This is a genomic window from Symbioplanes lichenis (assembly GCF_030709675.1).
GTDB lineage: Bacteria > Actinomycetota > Actinomycetes > Mycobacteriales > Micromonosporaceae > Actinoplanes > Actinoplanes lichenis.
In genome coordinates, this window is the sequence record NZ_JAUZQD010000001.1 from 772239 (window position 1) to 792504 (window position 20266).

A 20266-nucleotide genomic window follows, 5' to 3' on the forward strand; every position below is an offset into this window, starting at 1 on the left:
GTCCTCGTCGCGCATGCCGTGCAGCCACAGCTCGCAGAAGGCCATGGCGAAGCGGGCCTGGCCATCACGATGCGCGTGATGACCAGGCGAGCGTGATTACTTCGCCGCGGCCTTCATGCGGGCCAGGCCGTAGGTCAGGGCGTCGATCAGGGCCTTCCAGCTCGCCTCGACGATGTTCTCGTGGACGCCGACCGTGGTCCAGTCGGTCGTGCCGTCGCTGGTCTCGAGCAGGACCCGGGTGATGGCGTTGGTGCCGTGCGAGCCCTCCAGGATGCGGACCTTGTAGTCGGCCAGCTGGAAGTCCTTGAGCTCCGGGTGGTGCTGGGTGAGGGCGGCGCGCAGGGCCTCGTCGAGCGCGTTGACCGGGCCGTTGCCCTCGGCCGTGGCGATGACGCGCTCGCCCCGGACGCGGACCTTGACGGTCGCCTCGGAGATGACCGAGCCGTCCTCGCGGTGCTCGGTCTGGGCCCGCCACGACTCCAGGGTGAACGGGCGGGCGTAGGCCGCGCCCGGCAGCTCGTCGCGGACCAGCAGCTCGAAGGACGCGTCGGCGGCCTCGAAGGACCAGCCGCCGGCCTCGAGATCCTTGACCTTGCGGGTCACCTCGGTGAGCGTGTCCGGATGGCCGGCCAGGTCGAGCCCGAGCTCGCGGCTCTTGAGCTCGATGCTGGCCCGGCCGGCCATCTCGGTCACGAGGATCCGCATGTCGTTGCCCACCACCGCGGGATCGACGTGGTTGTAGAGCAGCGGATCCACCTTGATCGCGCTCGCGTGCAGCCCCGCCTTGTGGGCGAATGCCGCGGCCCCGACGTAGGCCTGGTGGGTGTCGGGGGCGATGTTGGCGATCTCGGCGAGCGCGGTCGAGACGCGCGTCGCCTTCTCGAGGCAGCCGTCCGGTAGGACCTTCAGCCCGAGCTTGAGTTGCAGGTTGCTGACGACGGCGAAGAGGTCGGCGTTGCCGGGCCGTTCGCCGTAGCCGTTGGCCGTGCACTGGAAGTGCTCGACGCCCGCCTCGACCGCGGCGATGGTGTTCGCCACGGCGCAGGAGGTGTCGTTCTGGCAGTGGATGCCGAGGCGGTCCGCGGTGACGCCGGTGCGCGCCACGACGTCCTGGATCGCCGCGGTGATCATCGACGGGAGCATGCCGCCGTTGGTGTCGCACATGACGACCCGCTCGGCGCCGGCCTCGAACGCCGCCTTGACGACGGAGGCGGTGTAGTCGGGGTCGTAGCGGAAGCCGTCGAAGAAGTGCTCGCAGTCCACGAAGGCACGGCGGCCGTTGGCGACCAGGTGGGCGACCGTGTCGCGGACCATCGCCAGGTTCTCGTCGCCGGTCGTGCGCAGGGCCCGCTCGACGTGCCGGATGTCCGACTTGGCGACGACGCAGACCACCGGCGTCTCGGCGTCCAGCAGCGCCTGCACCTGCGGGTCCTGAGCCACGTCGACGCCGGCCTTGCGGGTGGCGCCGAAGGCGACGAGCACCGCGTGCTTGAGATCCAGCTCGGTCCGGGCGCGCCGGAAGAACTCGGTGTCCTTCGGCATGGCGCCGGGCCAGCCGCCCTCGATGAACCCGACCCCGAACTCGTCCAGCAGCCGCGCGACGGCCAGCTTGTCGACGACCGAGTAGCTGATGCCCTCGCGCTGCCCGCCGTCGCGGAGCGTTGTGTCGAACACCTGATAGGTCATGCTGCTGTCTTCCTTTCGAGGACTTGTCACCCGGGGTCGCCCAACAAAAAGACCCCCCGCGAATGCGGGAGGTCTGCGCGTCGGCGGGGAGCGGTCAGCCGGCGCGCGAGGTGCGAATAATCAGCACGAGGGTGCGGGTCACGTTCCAGAGCATGCCACTGTCCGCCGGAGGATGGGACAGAAGTCCAGACTGCGAGACGATAAAGCATCCCCCGGACGGGGTATGCCGAGGGACATGAGCGACTTGCAGAACGATCCCGACAAGGCCGGCGGCCTGATCACCGACGCGCAGGGCGAGTTCGTCCTGGAGGAGCCGGGCAGCGTGTTCGACCCGCGTGCCTTCCGGGCCGGCCCGGCGACACCACCCGTGCCCGCTCCCGCCGAGGCGGCGCCCGACCCGTCGTCCGTACCTGATCCTTCCTCCGATTGAGCGATAGGTTGGGAGCCGTGCAGCGCTCCTTGACCTTCGCGTCGAACTTCAACTTCCGGGACGTCGGCGGCTATGCGGGGCTCGACGGCCGCACCGTGCGGTGGCGCCGGCTCTTCCGGGCCGACTCACTGCACCGGCTCAAGGGCGACGACCTGGTCACCTTCGGCGAGCTGGGCGTGCGCACGGTCATCGACCTGCGGCGGACCCGCGAGGTCGAGCGGCACGGGCGGGTGCCCGCGGCGCCGGGGCTGACCTATCACAATCCCGTCATCGAGCACGTCGAGTGGAACGACGTACCGCTCCTCGACGGCGTCCCCCGCGCCCGGTGGCTGGCGGACCGTTATCTCAACTTCGCGGCCGACGGCACCGCGGGCATCGGCACGGCGCTGTCCCTGATCGCCGACCCGGCGGCGGCGCCGGCCGTCGTGCATTGCATGGCGGGCAAGGACCGCACGGGTGTGGTGTGCGCCCTGACCCTGGCGCTGCTCGGGGTGTCGGACGAGGACATCGCCGCCGACTACCACCTGACCGAGGCGTCGATGGACTCGCTTAGCGAGTACCTGCAGCGGGTCAACCCCTCGCCGGTCACGGACAAGTACCACATGTTCGAGTGCCCGCCCGAGGCGATCCTGATGTTCCTCACCGACCTGCGGGCTCTTCACGGGTCGGTCGGCGATTACGTCCGGTCGATCGGCATCACCGGGCAGCAGGTGGCCGCTCTGCGCGACCACCTGCTCGGCGACTAAAGCACTCGCTGGACCCAGCCGAACGGGTCCTCGGCGCGGCCGCGCTGGATGTCGGTGAGCTCCTTGCGCAGGCCCATGGTGACCTCGCCGGAGCCGCCGTCGGCCACGGTGAACTCGCCGTCCTGCGAACGGACGGTCCCGATCGGGGTGATCACCGCGGCGGTGCCGCAAGCGAAGGCCTCCCGGATCCGGCCGGACCGCGCGCCCTCGCGCCACTCGTCCATGCTGACCGGGCGCTCCTCGACCCGGCGGCCCGCCCGCCCGGCCAGCTTGATCACCGAGTCGCGGGTGATGCCCGGCAGGATCGTCCCGCCCAGCGGCGGCGTGACCAGCGTCCCGTCGTCGGTGACGAAGAAGACGTTCATGCCGCCGAGCTCGTCGATGTACTTCCGCTCGACCGCGTCCAGATAGACCACCTGGTCGCAGCCGTGCTCCATGGCCTCGGCCTGCGCGGAGAGCCCGGCGGCGTAGTTGCCGCCGCACTTCGCGGCGCCCGTGCCGCCCGGCGCCGCCCGGGTGTAGTCCGGCGTGACCCAGACGGTGACCGGCTTGACGCCCCCGCTGAAGTAGGCGCCGGCCGGGGACGCGATGACCAGGTAGAGATATTCCATGGCCGGGCGCACGCCGAGGAAGACCTCGCTGGCGTACGCGAAGGGCCGCAGGTAGAGGCTGCCCTCGTCGCTCTCCGGGATCCACTTCCGGTCGACGGTGATGATCTGCTTCAGCGACTCCAGGAAGGTCGCCGGCGGCAGCACCGGCATCGCCATCCGCTTCGCCGACTCCCCGAAGCGCGCGGCGTTGGCGTCCGGCCGGAACATCGCGACCCCGCCGTCGGGCAGCGTGTAGGCCTTCAACCCCTCGAAGATCTCCTGCGCGTAGTGCAGCACGGCCGCGGCCGGATCCATGGCGATCGGGGCCCGCGCCTCGACGCGCGGCTCGTACCACCCCTTGCCCTCGGCATAGCGGATGGTGACCATGTGGTCGGTGAAGATCCGCCCGAAGCCGGGATTCGCCAGCAGGGTCGCGCGATCCGCGTCGCTTACGGGCGCCGCATGCGGACGGATCTCGAAGTCGAGGTTGTCACCACCACTCATGGCAGCCTGCTTTCTCTCGTATGTCGTTTCTGTCGGAACAGGGCGCCCGCGACGCCCCATGAACTTACCCCGAACGACCGTTCAAAGCCGGGGGCCCCTTTTGCCGCACGTCTTTTCCGTACGGGCGGCGAGTCTTTCCTGTACAGGTGGCACGTCTTTTCTGTACGGCGGCACGTCTTTTTTCTGTACGGGCTGCTTGTCGAGCGTTCGCCCGGGGCGGGCGCCCGTCGTGGGACGCGAGCCAGGCGCGGTGCCGGCCGCGTGCACGCGACCCGCCGTGACATGCCGCGTAGCCGGGCTGGGGGCTCGGGGTCCCGAGGCCGTGGTGCCCGGTCACGTGGTCGGCCGGGTCGCCGGGGTCGCTGCTCTTCGGTCCCGGGTGGGACGGCTTCAAGTCCGGCCGGGGTTGCCGGCCACGGCCCGATCGTGGGGGCTGCTCGCGGCAAGGCCATGCTGATCGCGGCCCGATCGTGTGAGCTGCTCGCGGCCCGATCGTGGAGGCTGCTCGCGGCTCGGCGTGCGTGCTGGTCGCGCTTGTCTGCGCGCGCCGGGCACGGCCCGCCCACCGCGCGCCGGGCACGGCCCGCCCACCCTTGGGGGCAGGCCCCCGCACCCATTGTCGCGAAAACGCGCCAGCCCCGGCGACCGCCCTGTGGACAAAGCCCAGCTGTGGACAAAGCCCAGCTGTGGACAACGACCAACTGTGGACAGCGACCGCCGGTGGACAAAGCCCGCCCATGGACGAAGCCCCGCCGTGGACAACGCCCACCTGCGTGGCCGAAGCCCGGTTAGGGACAACGTCCGTCTGCGGACAAAGCCTGGCGACGCGAACGGCGGAACGAGCGGGATCAGGCGGCCGCAGCAGCAGCGACCCGGTCCCCGACCTCGGCGGTGCGCAGCGAGGCTCCCGGGGCACGGGAGGCCACCTCGGCCGCGACCGCCTCGGATACTCGCCGGGCCTGGTCGGGGTGGCCGAGATGCTCGAGCAGCAGCGCCGCGGACAGGATGGCGGCGGCCGGGTCGGCGATGCCCTGGCCGGCGATGTCCGGCGCGGAGCCGTGCACCGGCTCGAAGGTCGACGGGTACTTGCGCTCCGGGTTGACGGAGCCGCTCGCGGCCATGCCGATGCCACCGGTGACGGCAGCGGCGATGTCGGTGAGGATGTCACCGAAGAGGTTGTCGGTCACGATCACGTCGTAGCGCTGCGGGTTGCTCACCATGAACATGCTCGCCGCGTCGATGTGCTGGTATTCGGTCGTCACGTCGGGGAACTCGGCGGCGACCGCCTTGAACGTGCGCGCCCACAGCCCGCCTGCGTGGGTGAGCACATTGGTCTTGTGCACCAGCGTCAGATGCCGGCGCTCGCGCCGCTGGGCCCGCGCGAAGGCGTCCCGCACGACCCGCTCGACGCCGTGCCGCGTGTTCAGGCTCTCCTCGGTCGCGATCTCGGCCGGGGTGTCCTTGTGCAGCACTCCGCCGGCGCCCACGTAGAGCCCCTCGGTGCCCTCCCGCACGACCACCATGTCGATCTCGCCGGGCTTGACGCCGGCGAGCGGGCTGACCGTCCCCGGCCAGAGCCGCGACGGCCGCAGGTTCACATATTGGTCGAAGTCGAAGCGCAGCTTGAGCAGCAACCCGCGCTCGAGCACGCCCGGCGGCACGCTCGGGTCGCCGATGGCGCCGAGCAGGATGGCGTCGTGACCGGCCAGCTCGTCCTGCACCGACTGCGGCAGCACCTCGCCGGTGCGGTGGTAGAGCCGGGCGCCCAGGTCGTAGTCCTGGAACTCGGCGCCGGGGAGGACGGCCTCGATCACCTTGCGGGCCTGCGCGGTCACCTCGGTCCCGATGCCGTCGCCGGCCACCACCGCGATCCGCGCCACCGTCACGTCCACTCCCTCGATCGTTCCGACCGGTCGAGAGTAGCCCGCCGTCCCGATCTCCGGTACGCCGGTCCCACATCATGGATCCGCGATGACCAGGGCCCGAACGCGAACAACCCCCGCGGATCGCGGCAACGATCGCGGGGGTTGTCACGACGAGTACGCGTGGCTTCGCGCCCGCCGGGGGTTGCATCACCGCGCGGAGCAGCCGCGGAGATGTCACCCGAAGACATATCCGCCTCGCCCGTGCGGCAAGGACCAACGCTAGCGATGCGGACTAATCTCGCGCAAGACGCATCCCCCGCGTGTCGGGACGACAATGGGATGTCTCGCCCGGCGATATGGCACCATGCGCCGGTGAGTTTCGACCTCGTGGTGTGGGCCATGGACAACGCGGACCTGCCGGACGACGTGCGCGCCGCCAATGAGCGGTGTGCCCGCGGTGAGCACCCGCAGCGCCCGGCCGACCCCCGTGTCGTCGCGTTCTACGACGCTTTGACCAGCAGTTATCCGGATCGGGGGCCGCGGGCCACGCTGCCCGGCACGCCTTGGGCGACGGCGCCGCTGCACGCGGCCGCGGACCACATCAAGATGCGGCTCGACGAGCGGTGCCCCGACGCGGTGCTGGAGACGATCGAGCGGCTCGCCGCCGAGCTCAACCTCGACCTGCTCGATCTTCAGGACGGCACGGTCTACCCGCCGCCGGTGAAGACCCGCTGAGCTACTCGTCGCGCAGGTCGACGATGCTCGCCCGCGGGGAGTCGATCGCCCCGGCGACGGCGGACAGCAGCTCGGCGTCCACGGACGAGTCGAGGAGCAGGACCATGAGCGCCTCGCCCCCGGCCTCACGCCGGGCGACCTGCATGCCGGCGATGTTGACGCCGGCCTCGCCGAGCAGCGTGCCGATCCGGCCGATCATGCCCGGCCGGTCGGAGTAGCGGAGGAAGAGCAGCACCCCGCCGGCGTCGAGCTCGAGGTCGAACTCGTCCAGCCGGGTCAGCTTGCGCGCGCCCCGGGACCCGAGCGTGCCGGCGACGCTCACGCTGCGGCCGTCGGGCAGGGCCCCCCGTACGGTCACCAGGTTGTGCGGATCGTCGAGGGCGCGATCGACCTCGAGCGAGACGTCGACGCCGCGGGCCGCCGCCAGCTGGGGTGCGTTCACGTACGTGACTCGCTCCTCCACCACCGACGCGAAGAGCCCCTTCGTCGCCGCCAGCTTGAGCACCGCGACGTCGTGGCTGACGATCTCCCCGCGCACCTCGACCGTCACGTTCGCCGCGATGCCGCCCGCCACGGCGGTGAAGACCTTGCCCAGCCGCTCGGCCAGTCCGAGCAGCGGGCGCACGTCCTCGTCGACCACGCCGCCGGCCTGCACGTTGACGGCATCGGGCACGAACTCGCCCTGGAGTGCGAGCTTGACGCTGCGCGCGACGGCGAGCCCGGCCTTGTCCTGCGCCTCGGCCGTCGACGCGCCCAGGTGCGGGGTGACGACCACGGTGTCGAAGCCGAAGAGCGGTGACCGGGTCGTCGGCTCAGTGGCGAAGACGTCCAGCCCGGCGCCCGCGACGCGACCGTCGGCGAGGGCCGCGGCAAGCGCCTCCTCGTCCACCAGGCCACCACGGGCGGCGTTGACGATGCGGACGCCCGGCTTGACGTGGGCGAGCTCCTTCTCCCCGATCAGGCCCACCGTCTCCGGGGTGCGGGGCAGGTGCAGGGAGACGAAGTCGCTCTCGCGCAGCAGCTCGTCCAGCCCCACCAGGCGTACGCCCAATTGAGCGGCCCGCGCGGGCTGGAGATAGGGGTCGTACGCGATCAGCCGGGTCCCGAACGCCGCCATGCGCTGAGCGAACAGGACGCCGATCCGGCCGAGCCCGACGACGCCGACGGTCTTGCCCTGCAGTTCGACGCCGGTGTAACGGGAGCGCTGCCACTCCCCGCGCTTGAGGGCCGCACTCGCGCTCGCGGTGTGCCGGGCGACGGCGAGCAGCAGGGCGACGGCTTGTTCGGCGGCGGACACGATGTTCGAGGTGGGCGCGTTGGCGACCATGACGCCCCGGGCCGTGGCCGCCGCCACGTCGACGTTGTCGAGCCCCACGCCGGCCCGCGCGACGACCTTGAGCCGGGGCGCCCCGGCCAGCACCTCGGCGTCCACGCGGGTGGCACTGCGCACAACGAGCGCCTCGGCGTCGGTCAGCGCCGCCAGCAGGGCTGCTCTGTCCGTACCGTCAATGGTCCGCACCTCGAAATCGGCGGCGAGCACATCGATCGCCGCCGGGGCCAGCTCCTCGGCCACCACCACCACAGGCATCACATCGACAAGTATCTACGCCTGGGCCCATGATCGCCGACCGGGAGCCGGCCGTCAGCAGTCAGACCTTCTGGCGCGGGACCGTGTGCCGAGCGATCGGGGGAAAGGGCGGCAGACCGGCCGCCTCCTCCCCGCCGAACTGACGGAAGGTCGTCGCCTCCGCGTCCAGGCCGTCGTAGAGCAGCTCGAGGTCGAGGCTGCCCACGGGTGGGTAGACCCGCTCGCGCGGCGGCTCCTGGCCGGGCTCGAGCGCGCCCTGCGAGACCATGAAGTCGACGATGGCCTGCCGGACCGCAGGCAGCGTGACGGGCGAGTGGTAGATCACGTTGAGGGCCTGCATGCGCATGCCCTGCACGTGGTCCTCGCCCTTGTTGTCGTGGAAATGCGGGTTGCGGGTCTCGATCTGCAGGATCGGCACCGAGCCGGCCATGACGTCCGGGTCGTTGCTCTCCAGCACGCCGCCGAACTGCTCGAAGAGGTCGAGGTATTCGTACGGCTCGACCGCGAAGCCGCCCGCCAGGCGCAGCTTGAGGCCGAGGTCGAGGCTCATCGCGTGCTCGCCGGCGTTGCCCGTGGCGATGACCTCGGTGCCGAAGCCGGAGTATTCGGCGAGGAAGCGGTTGAGCCACTCGTTGGTGATCTGCGAGCTGCGGCCCTTGCGGCTGAAGAAGAGCCGCCCGTCGCGCAGCTTGGGCTTGGAGTGCCACGAGATGCGGACCATCGAGTACGGGCTGTCGGCCAGGGCCAGCCCCGCGGCGTACGCCTTGCAGTACTCGTGGACGGCGCCGGGCACGTAGTTGTCGGCGTCGACATAGCCGAGGTAGCGGCGGCCGGTCATCGCGGCGACCGCCATGCCGATCAGCATCGCCTCGCCCTTGCCGTTGCGGACCAGCCCGTCCTCGCCGATCAGCTCGGCCATGCCCGCCGCCTTGAACGCGGCCGCGAGCCCCGGGTCCTTCTGGTGCACGGCCACGGCGGGCCGTCCGGCGAGCCGGCAGAACTGCTCGAGGGTCTGCGCCTCGATCTCGTAGCGATCCACGGGACGCTTGTCGCTGTTCGAGACGAGCACAATGAGACAGTCGTGCGGAATTCCGGAGAGCACGCCTTCGATGACGCTTCGCGTCTCATTCATGCAGGGGACGACGATTACCATTTGCGACTCGACGGCGCGTAATGCATCCGGCGGGACCACACGGCTGCCGGCCGAACGATTCGGCTGGCCGGCGTCGGGCACGGCACCCGAGTCAAGCTCGATCACCCTCTGCAGCTCATGAATCCGGACAGCGCCGAAGCGCTCACTCCGGAAAGAATCAGCCAGTCGCATGCGGCGAGGCTACCTGTTCCGCACCACCTCGAAGCACCCTTACAGTGCACAATTCGATGACGACGCCAATCCGAGGTAAGCGGGACGTAACGCCCGCGTTTCAGGTAATCGTCCGGTCACAAAGACACCGGCCCGGGCCGTCGCGCGGACGGTCCCGGGCCGGAGAAATGGACGATCAGGCGGTCTCGGTGATGGGCCGGTCGACCCAGCTCATCATGCCGCGCAGCTTGGCCCCGGTGACCTCGATCGGGTGCTGGGTGCCCTGCTCGCGATACTTCGCGAGCAGCGGGCCCCCGGCCTCGTCGTCCTCGATCAGCTCGCGGGTGAACTGCCCAGACTGGATCTCGGAGAGGATCTTCTTCATCTCCTCCTTGACCGACGCGTTGATCACGCGCGGGCCGCGGGTGTAGTCACCGAACTCGGCGGTGTCGGAGATGCTGTAGCGCATGCGCTGGATGCCGCCCTCGTACATGAGGTCGACGATCAGCTTGAGCTCGTGCAGGCACTCGAAGTACGCGATCTCCGGGGCGTAGCCCGCCTCGGTCAGCACCTCGAACCCGGTCTGCACGAGGGCGGCCGTGCCACCGCAGAGCACCGCCTGCTCGCCGAAGAGGTCGGTCTCCGTCTCCTCCTTGAAGGTCGTCTTGATGACGCCGGCGCGGGTGCCGCCGATGGCCTTCGCGTAGGAGAGCGCGAGCGCGAGGCCCTCGCCGGTCGGGTCCTGCTCCACGGCGACCAGCGCCGGGACGCCCTTGCCGTCCACGTACTGGCGGCGGACCAGGTGGCCCGGGCCCTTCGGGGCGACCATGGCCACGGTGACGTCGGCCGGGGGCTTGATGAGCTCGAAGCGGATGTTCAGGCCGTGGCCGAAGAACAGCGCCTTGCCGGCGGACAGGTTCGGCTCGATCGACTCGGAGTAGATCTTGCGCTGCGCGGTGTCCGGCGCGAGCACCATGATCACGTCGGCCCAGGCGGACGCCTCGGCCGGGGTGAGCACCTTCAGGCCCTGCTCCTCGGCCTTGGCCCGGCTCTTGGAGCCCTCCTTGAGGCCGATGACGACCTCGACGCCGGAGTCGCGCAGCGACAGCGAGTGGGCGTGGCCCTGGCTGCCGTAGCCGATCACGGCGACCTTCTTGCCCTGGATGATGGACAGGTCGGCGTCGTCGTCATAGAAGGTCTCGACGGTCATTGCTACCTCTCTAGTGCTAACGGTGGGTCAGGCGGCGCGCAGCGCCGGGCCGGTGGTGATGGAACGAGAGCCGCGGCCGATGGCCACGAGCCCGGACTGCACCATTTCTTTGATGCCGTACGGCTCGAGGTCGCGCAGCAACGCGTCCAGCTTGTCGGGGTTGCCGGTCGCCTCGATCGTGAGGGTGTCCGGTGCGACGTCGATCACCTTCGCCCTGAACAGCTCGACGGTCTCGAGCACCTGGCTGCGGACGGTGCGGTCGGCGCGCACCTTCACCAGCAGGAGCTCGCGCTGGACCGACTGGTGCGGGTCCAGCTCGACGATCTTCAGGACGTTCACCAGCTTGTTGAGCTGCTTGGTCACCTGCTCCAGGGGTGAGGAGTCGGCGTTGACCACGATCGTGATGCGGCTGACGTCCGGGTTCTCCGTCTCGCCCACCGCCAGGGACTCGATGTTGAAGCTCCGCCGCGAGAAGAGGCCGCTGACCCGGGCGAGGACACCCGGCTTGTTCTCGACCAGCACGGAGAGGGTGTGCTTGTTCATGGAGGTCACAGGTCGTCCTCGTCGAAGTCGGGGCGCACGTCCCGGGCGAACATGATCTCGTCGTTGCTCGTGCCGGCGGCGACCATCGGCCACACCATGGCGTCCTTGCCGACCGTGAAGTCGATGACCACCGGGCGGTCGTTGATCTCCATGGCGGCCTTGATCGTGGCGTCCACGTCGGCCTTGCTCTCGCAGCGCAGCCCGATGCAGCCCAGCGCCTCGGCCAGCTTGACGAAGTCGGGGATGCGGTGCTTGTGCGTACCCAGCTCGGTGTTGCTGTAGCGGCCCTCGTAGAACAGGGTCTGCCACTGGCGCACCATGCCCAGGTTGCCGTTGTTGATTACCGCGATCTTGACCGGGATGCCCTCGATCGCGCAGGTCGCGAGCTCCTGGTTGGTCATCTGGAAGCAGCCGTCGCCGTCGATCGCCCACACCGCGGTCTCCGGGCGGCCCACCTTGGCGCCCATCGCCGCGGGCACGGCATAGCCCATGGTCCCGGCGCCGCCGGAGTTGAGCCAGGTGCCCGGCTTCTCGTACTTGATGAACTGCGACGCCCACATCTGGTGCTGCCCGACACCGGCCACGTAGATCGCGTCCGGGCCGACGATCTCGCCGATGCGCTCGATCACGTACTGCGGGGCGAGCGTGCCGTCGTCGGGCTCGTCGTAGCCGAGCGGGTAGCGCTCGCGCAGGTCGTTGAGCGAGGACCACCACGCCTTGTACGCCTCCGCGCCGGTCGCCGTGCCGGACACCGCGGCGATCAGCTCGTCGATCACGTGCCGGGCGTCGCCCACGATCGGGACGTCGGCGTGCCTGTTCTTGCCGATCTCGGCCGGGTCGATGTCGGCGTGCACGACCTTGGCGTCCGGGGCGAACGAGTCGAGCTTGCCGGTCACCCGGTCGTCGAAGCGCGCGCCCAGCGTGATCAGCAGGTCGGCCTTCTGCAGCGCGTAGACCGCCGGGACCGTGCCGTGCATGCCGGGCATGCCCAGGTGCTGCGGGTGCGAGTCGGGGAACGCGCCGAGCGCCATCAGCGTGGTGACGACCGGGATGCCGGTCTGCTCGGCGAGCTTGCGCAGGCCCTCGGTGGCGCCGGCCTTGAGCACGCCGCCGCCCACGTAGAGCACCGGGCGCTTGGCCGCGGCGATCAGCCGGGCCGCCTCGCGGATCTGCTTGCCGTGCGGGTGCAGGGTGGGGCGGTAGCCCGGCAGGTCCAGCACCGGCGGCCAGGCGAACGTGGTCTGCGCCTGCTGCACGTCCTTGGGGATGTCGACCAGCACCGGGCCGGGCCGGCCGGTCGACGCCAGGTGGAACGCCTCCGCGAGCACCTGAGGGATCTCCTCCGGCGTCTGGATCAGGAAGTTGTGCTTCGTGATCGGGAGCGTGATGCCCTGGATGTCCGCCTCCTGGAAGGCGTCCGTGCCGATCGAGGCCCGCGTGACCTGCCCGGTGATCGCCACGATCGGCACCGAGTCCATGTACGCGTCGGCGATCGCGGTGACCAGGTTGGTGGCGCCCGGGCCGGAGGTGGCGATGCACACGCCGACCCGGCCGGTGGCCTGGGCGTAGCCCGTGGCGGCGTGACCCGCGCCCTGCTCGTGGCGGACCAGGATGTGCCGCACCTTCGAGTCGTAGAGCGGGTCGTAGGCCGGCAGGATCGTCCCGCCGGGCAGGCCGAACACGACGTCGACGCCGAGCGCCTCGAGCGACCGCACGAGCGACTGCGCCCCGGTGGCCGGGGTCGGGCTCGTGGCTACGGACGGGGCCGCGGCGGCGGCCGCGACGGTAGCGGGAGTGGCACGGTTCGCGAGGGTCTCGGGCGTGGGTCTCGTCATGACGATTCGGCCTTCGTTCGGGTTCGGATGTCGTTACTCGCGCAACAAAAAAGGCCCACGTGCTTTCGCACGGGACCTAGCGCACTGCCCAGAAGTCGGTGGAGGGCAGCGCGCTCAACTAAGTACTACGAGGAACGACGAACACATGCGGCTAAGACTGCCCCATCTCACGTTGTGCGTCAACTGATCTCACATCTTGGTCACTCGAAAAGGCCGGGTCGGTCGGCAGCACCGCGCGGACCTGCCGCATCCCCGGTCCGAGCATGACGATCTGGCTGCGGGCGGGTGCGCTCGGCGAAACATTGGCGGCCCGCGCTTTGGGGACCGGCCGGGACACCGTCTGCCGGGCGGTGAGCTGGGCCTCGAAGTGCTCGGCGGGCACGCCCCAGCCGAAGAGGGAGCCCTGGCCCAGCCGGCATCCGGCTTCTTCGACGACGTCGCGCTGCCCCGGCGTCCCGATGCCCTCGGCCAGCACCTCCAGCCCCAGGCGGTGCCCGAGGCGGACGACCACGTCGACCAGGGGCGCCGCGGTGCCCGTACGCGACTCGGGCTCGGCCACCAGCGCATGGTCGATCTTCAGGATGTCCACGGGCAGGTTCCGCAGCTGCCCCAGGGACGAGTACCCGGCGCCGAAGTCGTCGAGCGCGATGCGTACGCCCGTCGAGCGCAGCTCGGTCAGCCGCCGCACCAGCTCGTCGAGGTCCGTGGCGACGGCGTGCTCGGTGACCTCCAGCACGATGCGCTGGGGCGGGACGCCGTACCTGTCGAGCACCTCGGCGACCCGGCAGGCGTAGTCCGGGGCGTGCAGCTCCTTGGGTGAGAGGTTGACCGACACCCAGACGTCGTGCCCCGCCAGCAGCCACTGGGCGAGCTGGCGACAGGCCTGGTCGAGGACCCAGGCGCCGAGCTCGCAGATGAGGTCCGACTCCTCGGCCACGGGGATGAACTCCGCCGGCGGGACGGCCCCGAGCTCCGGATGCGTCCAGCGCAGGAGGGCCTCGCCACCCACCGGGCGTACGGACGGCAGCGCGACGACCGGCTGGAAGACCAGCCGCAGCTGATCGCGCTCGATGGCGTGGCGCAGCTCGTTCTCCAGCACGCTGTGCCGGCGCAGCAGCTCGTCGAAGCGCTTCTCGTAGCTCTCCACGCGGTTCTTGCCGCGCTGCTTGGCATAGCGCAGGGCCAGATCGGCGTCGCGCATCAGCTCGCCGCCGGCCGCGACGCCCACGCTCGCGGAGAGAAAGACTGTGCCGTACGGCTCCCGCAGCACCGCGAGCAGCCGCTTGCCGACCGTCATCGCCTCCTCCGGGGTGCCCGCCATGAGCACGGCGAACTCGTCCCCGCCGAGCCGGGCCGCCACGTCGCCCTCGCGCAGGTTGGCCCGCAGCCGGTCGCCCACCTCGGCCAGCACCGCGTCGCCGACGTCGTGACCGCGCATGTCGTTGACGTTCTTGAAGCCGTCGAGGTCGAGGGTGATGAGCGTGCTGCCGCTCTTGTCGGCCAGGGCCCGGAAGAGGCCACGCCGGTTGGCCAGCCCCGTGAGCGGATCGGTGTGCGCGAGTTCGCGGTAGTGCGCCTCGCGCCGGCGCAGCTCGAGGGTGTGACTGCGGACGTCGCCCAGGGCCAGGTACTGGCGGCCGACGAGAGCGAATCCCTCGACGCAGGCGGCCGCGAAGCCGTACACGGTGACCTCGCCGCCCGTGAAGGCCTGGTAGGTGCCGGCGATGACCATGGCGGCCATGGGCACGAAGGCGTAGCCGGAGCCGCGCTGAATGATGTCGCCGGTCATCGTGACCGGCCGGTCCGCGATCTTCACCGCGTGCGCGATGAGCAGGAGCCCGGCCGGGAGCAGCACGGCGCCCGCCAGCATGAGCAGCTTGTTCTCCAGGCAGATGCCGGCGGACAGGGCGGTGGCCGCGACGGCGACGACCGTGACCCCGGCGGCGACCCGGACCGTGATGTGCCGCGGCCGGTGTGCGTGCATCGCCAGGATGGTGGTGACGCCGACGGCGAGCGCGGTGACCCCGGCCGGCAGCAGGACCGCGAGACAGGCCTCGACCCTGGTCCCGACCGCGATCCCGCCCACGAACCACAGCGCGGCGGCGATGATGAGCGCGTCGAGCAGATGGCGCAGGGCCGCCCGCCGGTCCTCCGCCGCGCCCGGGAGCATGAGCGTGCCGGTGAGCAGGGTGAGCGTGCCGAGCGCGGTCGCCACGGCCACCGCCTGGCCCAGGGCCCGGTGGTTGTGGGTCTGCAGCGCGCTGAGCAGCCCGGCGAGCGCAGCCGCGGCGGCGATCGCCCCGCCCAGGGCGAGCAACTGGTGGGCGCGGCGGGCGGCGCCGGTGTGCTGCCGGCCGGACCGGGCCAGCAGCGCGACGGCCGGGACCGCGGCCAGGAGGCTCGCCAGCCCGGCCAGCTCCACGCCGGACGGTGAGTGCACGGGAACACTCTGCACTATGTCGATCAATTCTTGAAGGGGCTCTACCTGCCCGCGGCGGAAAACCGAAAGAAACCAGATCGCGTCCCGCGAAGTGGACGCATGACTACTGACACACCGCCGCTGAGAGGAGCCGGTGGCAGTATGGAGCAATGCCAGAGCTGCGTTCCCGGACCTCGACACACGGTCGGACGATGGCCGGCGCCCGCGCCCTGTGGCGCGCCACCGGTATGACCGACAACGACTTCGGCAAGCCCATCGTGGCGATTGCCAACAGCTACACCCAGTTCGTCCCCGGGCACGTACATCTCAAGGACCTCGGCGGGCTCGTCGCCGACTCGATCGCCGAGGCCGGCGGGGTGGGCCGCGAGTTCAACACCATCGCGGTCGACGACGGCATCGCCATGGGCCACGGCGGCATGCTCTACTCGCTGCCCAGCCGCGAGCTGATCGCCGACGCCGTGGAGTACATGGTCAACGCGCACTGCGCCGACGCCCTGGTCTGCATCTCGAACTGCGACAAGATCACGCCCGGCATGCTCATCGCCGCGCTCCGGCTCAACATCCCGACGGTCTTCGTCTCCGGCGGCCCGATGGAGGCCGGCAAGACGATCGCGATCGAGGGCGTCGTCCACGAGAAGCTCGACCTCGTCGACGCGATGTCCGCCAGCGCCAACGACAACGTCACCGACGAGCAGCTCGACACCATCGAGCGGTCGGCCTGCCCGACCTGCGGGTCGTGCTCCGGCATGTTCACCGCCAACTCGATGAACTGCCTGACCGAGGCGATCGGCCTGGCCCTGCCCGGCAACGGCTCGACGCTGGCCACGCACGCCTCGCGCAAGGCCCTCTTCGAGAAGGCCGGCGCGCTGATCGTCGACATCGCCAAGCAGTACTACGAGAACAACGACGAGAGCGTCCTGCCCCGCAGCATCGCCAACCGCGACGCCTTCGAGAACGCGGTCGCGCTCGACGTGGCGATGGGCGGCTCGACCAACACGGTGCTGCACCTGCTGGCCGCCGCGCGCGAGGCCGGGCTCGACTTCAGCGTCACCGAGATCGACGCCATCTCGCGCCGGGTGCCGTGCCTGAGCAAGGTCGCGCCGAACAGCCCGAAGTACCACATGGAGGACGTCCACCGGGCCGGCGGCATCCCCGCCCTGCTCGGCGAGCTGAACCGCGGCGGCGCGCTGAAGACCGGCGTGCGCAGCGTGCACTCCCCCGACCTCACCAGCTGGCTCGACGCGTGGGACATCCGCGGCGGGTCGCCCAGCCCCGAGGCCCTCGAGCTGTTCCACGCGGCTCCCGGCGGCGTGCGCACCACGCAGCCGTTCAGCACGGAGAACCGCTGGGCCACGCTCGACACCGACAGCGAGGCGGGCTGCATCCGGTCGGTCGAGCACGCGTACACGGCGGACGGCGGGCTGGCCATCCTCTTCGGCAACCTCGCCCCGGACGGCTGCGTCGTCAAGACCGCCGGCGTCGACGAGTCGATCTGGAAGTTCACCGGCCCGGCCCGCGTCTACGAGAGCCAAGACGACGCGGTGCAGGGCATCCTCGGCAAGCAGGTTGTCGAGGGCGACGTCGTGGTGATCCGCTACGAGGGCCCCAAGGGTGGGCCCGGCATGCAGGAGATGCTCTACCCGACGAGCTTCCTCAAGGGCCGCGGCCTCGGCAAGGCGTGCGCGCTGATCACCGACGGCCGCTTCTCCGGCGGCACGTCCGGCCTGTCGATCGGCCACGTCTCCCCCGAGGCGGCGGGCGGCGGGCTGATCGCCCTGGTCCGCACCGGCGACGAGATCACCATCGACATCCCCGGCCGCAGCATCACCCTCAACGTCTCCGACGAGGAGCTGGCCCAGCGCCGCCACGAGGAGGAGCAGCGGCCCAAGCCCTACACGCCGGTCGACCGCGCCCGCCCGGTGTCGGCGGCGCTGCGGGCCTACGCGTCCATGGCCACGAGCGCGAGCGACGGCGCCTACCGGCGGGTGCCCGAGTAAGACTTGCCGCCGGGTTCTCGCCGCGCACGCCGCTTTTTCGAGTACGCGTGCCGGAGCCGGACAACAGCACACGAGGGGCCCTGCCGCGACGCCGAGGTGCGTGCGTGGCAGGGCCCCTCGCGCTGCTGCCGGGCTGTCCGGGGTGGTTCCGCGCAGCAGAGTGATCGCCGCCGCCGCACGCCCGTGACGACCGGTCCGGAGCGTCGCCTCGCCCCGGACCGCACGCCGCTTCGCCCGGACCGCGCGCTACCGGACCGGACTGCACGCCACCTCGCCCCGGCGCAGTCGTCGGCCACGGCGAGGCGCACACGTCGCCGAGTCTCCGCATCGCGGCGGGCCCGGCGGGCGGTCAGATCTGGTTCTCGCCGCCGTCGACGTAGAGGTTGGCGCCGAGGATGAAGCTGCTGTCGGCGGAGGCGAGGAAGGCGACCGTGGCGGCGACCTCGTCGGGGCGGCCCATGCGGCCCATCGCGATGCGGGCGCCCGCGCGGGCCTTGAAGGCGGCGTCGTTCTCCGCGCCGACGAGCTCGGTGATGCCCGAGGTGTCGATCGGTCCCGGCGAGATGGCGTTGACCCGGATGTCGCGGGGCCGCAGCTCGGCGGCCCACGTCCGGGCGAAGGACCGGATCGCCGCCTTGGACGCCGCGTAGACCCCGAACGCCGCGGTCCCGTGGTCGGCGGCGGTCGACGCGTTGAGGATCACCGACGCGCCCGGGTTGAGCAGCGGGAGCGCCTTCTGCACGGTCAGCAGGGTGCCCTTGACGTTGACGTCGAAGATGCGCTGGAACTCGGCCACGTCAAGCTGCTCGATCGTGGCGAACGAGGCCGCCGCGGCGTTGGCGAAGACCACGTCCAGGCCCCGGCCCCGGGCGCGGACGGCGTCGTACAGCCGGTCGAGGTCGGCCTCGTCCGTGATGTCGCCGGGGATCGCCGTGACGCCGGCGCCGATGGCCTCGACCGCGTCGTCGAGCTCGGTCTTGCGCCGGCCCGTGATGAAGACGTGCGCGCCCTCGGCCACCAGCCGCGCCGCGGTGGCCCGGCCGATGCCGTGCGTGCCGCCTCCGGTGACGACGGCGGTCTTTCCCTTGAGTGAACCCACTGCGACCTCCCCATAGTTATGTTCCGGTCGGAACAGAACAGAACCGTAGCAGTTCTGTTCCGCCTAGAACAGAAGGGGTAGGATCGACGCGTGGAAGCCCAGCAGCGAGCGCCGATCGGCCGGCCGCGTGAGTTCGACATCGACGAGGCCCTCGAGCAGGCCATGCTCGTCTTCTGGCGGCACGGCTACGACAGCGTCAGCCTGACCGACCTGACCCGGGCCATGGGCATCACCAAGACCAGCCTCTACGCGGCCTTCGGCTCCAAGGACGAGCTGTTCCGCCGGGCCCTGGAGCGCTACCGCGAGGGACCCGCCGCCTATGCCACCCGCGCGGTGCTCGAGCCGACCGCCCGCGAGGTCGCCCGGGCCTATCTCACCGGCTCGGTCCACGCGTCGACGCAATTCGACGGGCCGACCGGCTGCCTGGGCGTGCAGGGCTATGTGGCCGCCCCGCACCTGGCCGAGGCGCTGCGCGCGTCGCTCGACGAGTGGGCCGCCGCCGACCGGGCCCGGCTGAGCGACCGGTTCCGGCGAGCCGTCGCCGAGGGTGACCTGCCGGCGGAGGCCGATCCGGACGTGCTCGCCCGCTATCTCATGACCACGGCGAATGGCATCGGTGTCCAGGCCGCCGGGGGCGCGAGCCGCGACGAGCTCCAGCAAGTGGCCGACTTCGCCGTGCAGAACTGGCCCGCCGCCGGCCGCTGAGCCGCCGGAAACGGCCCGCCCGGAACGGCCCGCTGACACGGGCCCGTCGGATACGCGTCTTTGACGGGACTGCGCGCCCGGCGCATACTCGTAGGCGAGTAATCGGATGCGAGGAGTCGACATGGCCAAGCGACGACGGGTGGCGAACCTGACCGCCCTCGGGGTGCTGTCCGCCGTGGCGTTCCGCGACATGCATCCGTACGAGATGGCGGGCACCTTGCGCGGCTGGGGCAAGGAGCAGGACCTCCAGATCAAGTGGGGGTCCTTCTACACCGTCGTGCGCAACCTGGCCAAGCACGGGCTGCTGGCCGAGGTCGGCAGCGCGCGTGAGGGGCGGCGGCCGGAGCGCACGGTCTACCGGATCACCGACGAGGGGCGGGCCGAACTCGTCGACTGGACCCGGGAGCTGCTGTCCGTCGCGGAGCGGGAGTTCCCGCGGTTCCGGGCCGGGCTGTCCGTGATGTCGCTGCTCGGGCCGGACGAGGTGGCCGCCCTGCTCCGCCGGCGGCTCGACGGGGTCGAGGCGGCGCTGGCCACGGTGGAGGCGACGCTCGCGGAGTTCGGCGCGACGGTGCCGCGGCTGTTCCTGATCGAGGAGGAGTACGACCGGGCGCTGCTCACGGCGGAGGCGGCCTGGATGCGGGGGTTCCTCGGCGAGCTCGAGGCCGGCGCCGAGCCCTGGATCGGGCAGTGGCGGCGCTTCCACGAGACCGGCGAGATGCCCTCCGACATCGCCCAGCTGGCGTGGCCGGCGACAGAAAAAGCCGAGCCCGCGACAACAGACGCCGAGCCCGCGGCAAAAGACGTCGCCCCGGCGAAAGAGGAGAACGAGAGCATCAGGCCGGAGACGACCGGCTGAGACAGAGAGCGGTCCTGGCGAGGTGTTGCAGCACCCCGCCAGGACCTGGACCCACGAAACCGATGCCACGAGGACCCCGGCTCGCGAGCGGCAAGCCAAGAGTATCCGGGTCTCCCCGTGGCGCGATCGAG

General features: G+C 70.9%; 16 protein-coding genes. 6 read left to right on the plus strand and 10 right to left on the minus strand.

Annotated elements, in window-relative coordinates; genetic code table 11:
* Window positions 1-96: 96 nt before the first annotated feature.
* Entirely contained in the window at window positions 97-1686 is a 1590-nt protein-coding gene (gene cimA, locus RAN62_RS03535; RefSeq protein WP_305782950.1) for a citramalate synthase, read from the minus strand.
* Between the two features lie 235 nt (window positions 1687-1921).
* Between cimA and RAN62_RS03540 the strand changes: the two genes are divergently transcribed.
* Window positions 1922-2116, plus strand: coding sequence for a hypothetical protein (locus tag RAN62_RS03540; protein ID WP_305782951.1), 195 nt, complete (start codon window positions 1922-1924; stop codon window positions 2114-2116).
* 17 nt (window positions 2117-2133) lie between these two features.
* On the plus strand, window positions 2134-2862 hold the full coding sequence (locus RAN62_RS03545) for a tyrosine-protein phosphatase (RefSeq protein WP_305782952.1): 729 nt from the start codon (window positions 2134-2136) through the stop codon (window positions 2860-2862).
* Here RAN62_RS03545 and RAN62_RS03550 read toward each other — a convergent pair.
* Both RAN62_RS03550 and RAN62_RS03555 read right to left on the minus strand, forming a co-directional pair.
* Complete coding sequence (locus tag RAN62_RS03550; RefSeq protein WP_305782953.1) at window positions 2859-3956, minus strand: branched-chain amino acid aminotransferase; 1098 nt, start codon at window positions 3954-3956, stop codon at window positions 2859-2861. The genes RAN62_RS03545 and RAN62_RS03550 overlap by 4 nt on opposite strands.
* A gap of 848 nt (window positions 3957-4804) precedes the next feature.
* The gene (locus RAN62_RS03555; protein ID WP_305782954.1) at window positions 4805-5842 is read right to left on the minus strand and encodes a 3-isopropylmalate dehydrogenase; all 1038 of its coding nucleotides are present in this window, start codon (window positions 5840-5842) and stop codon (window positions 4805-4807) included.
* Between the two features lie 378 nt (window positions 5843-6220).
* Here RAN62_RS03555 and RAN62_RS03560 point away from each other — a divergent pair, with 378 nt between their 5' ends.
* Window positions 6221-6556: a hypothetical protein gene (locus RAN62_RS03560; RefSeq protein ID WP_438874463.1), complete on the plus strand. Its 336-nt coding sequence runs from the start codon at window positions 6221-6223 to the stop codon at window positions 6554-6556.
* A gap of 1 nt (window position 6557) precedes the next feature.
* On the opposite strand, the gene serA is transcribed toward RAN62_RS03560, so the two are convergent.
* From serA to RAN62_RS03590, 6 genes are all read right to left on the minus strand, one after another.
* A complete protein-coding gene (gene serA / locus RAN62_RS03565) occupies window positions 6558-8147 on the minus strand; it encodes a phosphoglycerate dehydrogenase (RefSeq protein ID WP_305782956.1) in 1590 nt (529 codons plus the stop codon).
* A gap of 58 nt (window positions 8148-8205) precedes the next feature.
* The gene (gene mpgS / locus RAN62_RS03570) at window positions 8206-9468 is read right to left on the minus strand and encodes a mannosyl-3-phosphoglycerate synthase (RefSeq protein WP_305782957.1); all 1263 of its coding nucleotides are present in this window, start codon (window positions 9466-9468) and stop codon (window positions 8206-8208) included.
* A gap of 175 nt (window positions 9469-9643) precedes the next feature.
* Window positions 9644-10657, minus strand: a complete 1014-nt coding sequence (gene ilvC, locus RAN62_RS03575; RefSeq protein ID WP_305782958.1) for a ketol-acid reductoisomerase — start codon at window positions 10655-10657, stop codon at window positions 9644-9646.
* A 27-nt stretch (window positions 10658-10684) separates the two neighbouring features.
* On the minus strand, window positions 10685-11200 hold the full coding sequence (gene ilvN, locus RAN62_RS03580) for an acetolactate synthase small subunit (protein WP_305783062.1): 516 nt from the start codon (window positions 11198-11200) through the stop codon (window positions 10685-10687).
* Between the two features lie 5 nt (window positions 11201-11205).
* The gene (locus RAN62_RS03585) at window positions 11206-13035 is read right to left on the minus strand and encodes an acetolactate synthase large subunit (RefSeq protein WP_305782959.1); all 1830 of its coding nucleotides are present in this window, start codon (window positions 13033-13035) and stop codon (window positions 11206-11208) included.
* A 151-nt stretch (window positions 13036-13186) separates the two neighbouring features.
* Window positions 13187-15475 carry a putative bifunctional diguanylate cyclase/phosphodiesterase gene (locus RAN62_RS03590; protein ID WP_305782960.1) on the minus strand — a complete coding sequence of 763 codons (2289 nt, stop codon included), beginning with the start codon at window positions 15473-15475 and terminating at the stop codon, window positions 13187-13189.
* 149 nt (window positions 15476-15624) lie between these two features.
* Here RAN62_RS03590 and ilvD point away from each other — a divergent pair, with 149 nt between their 5' ends.
* A complete protein-coding gene (ilvD, locus tag RAN62_RS03595; RefSeq protein ID WP_305782961.1) occupies window positions 15625-17472 on the plus strand; it encodes a dihydroxy-acid dehydratase in 1848 nt (615 codons plus the stop codon).
* A 349-nt stretch (window positions 17473-17821) separates the two neighbouring features.
* Here the strand turns inward: ilvD and RAN62_RS03600 are convergent, their stop codons facing one another.
* The gene (locus tag RAN62_RS03600; RefSeq protein ID WP_305782962.1) at window positions 17822-18571 is read right to left on the minus strand and encodes an SDR family NAD(P)-dependent oxidoreductase; all 750 of its coding nucleotides are present in this window, start codon (window positions 18569-18571) and stop codon (window positions 17822-17824) included.
* Between the two features lie 90 nt (window positions 18572-18661).
* Between RAN62_RS03600 and RAN62_RS03605 the strand changes: the two genes are divergently transcribed.
* The gene (locus RAN62_RS03605) at window positions 18662-19276 is read left to right on the plus strand and encodes a TetR/AcrR family transcriptional regulator (RefSeq protein ID WP_305782963.1); all 615 of its coding nucleotides are present in this window, start codon (window positions 18662-18664) and stop codon (window positions 19274-19276) included.
* 121 nt (window positions 19277-19397) lie between these two features.
* The gene (locus tag RAN62_RS03610; RefSeq protein WP_305782964.1) at window positions 19398-20135 is read left to right on the plus strand and encodes a PadR family transcriptional regulator; all 738 of its coding nucleotides are present in this window, start codon (window positions 19398-19400) and stop codon (window positions 20133-20135) included.
* Window positions 20136-20266 lie beyond the last annotated feature (131 nt).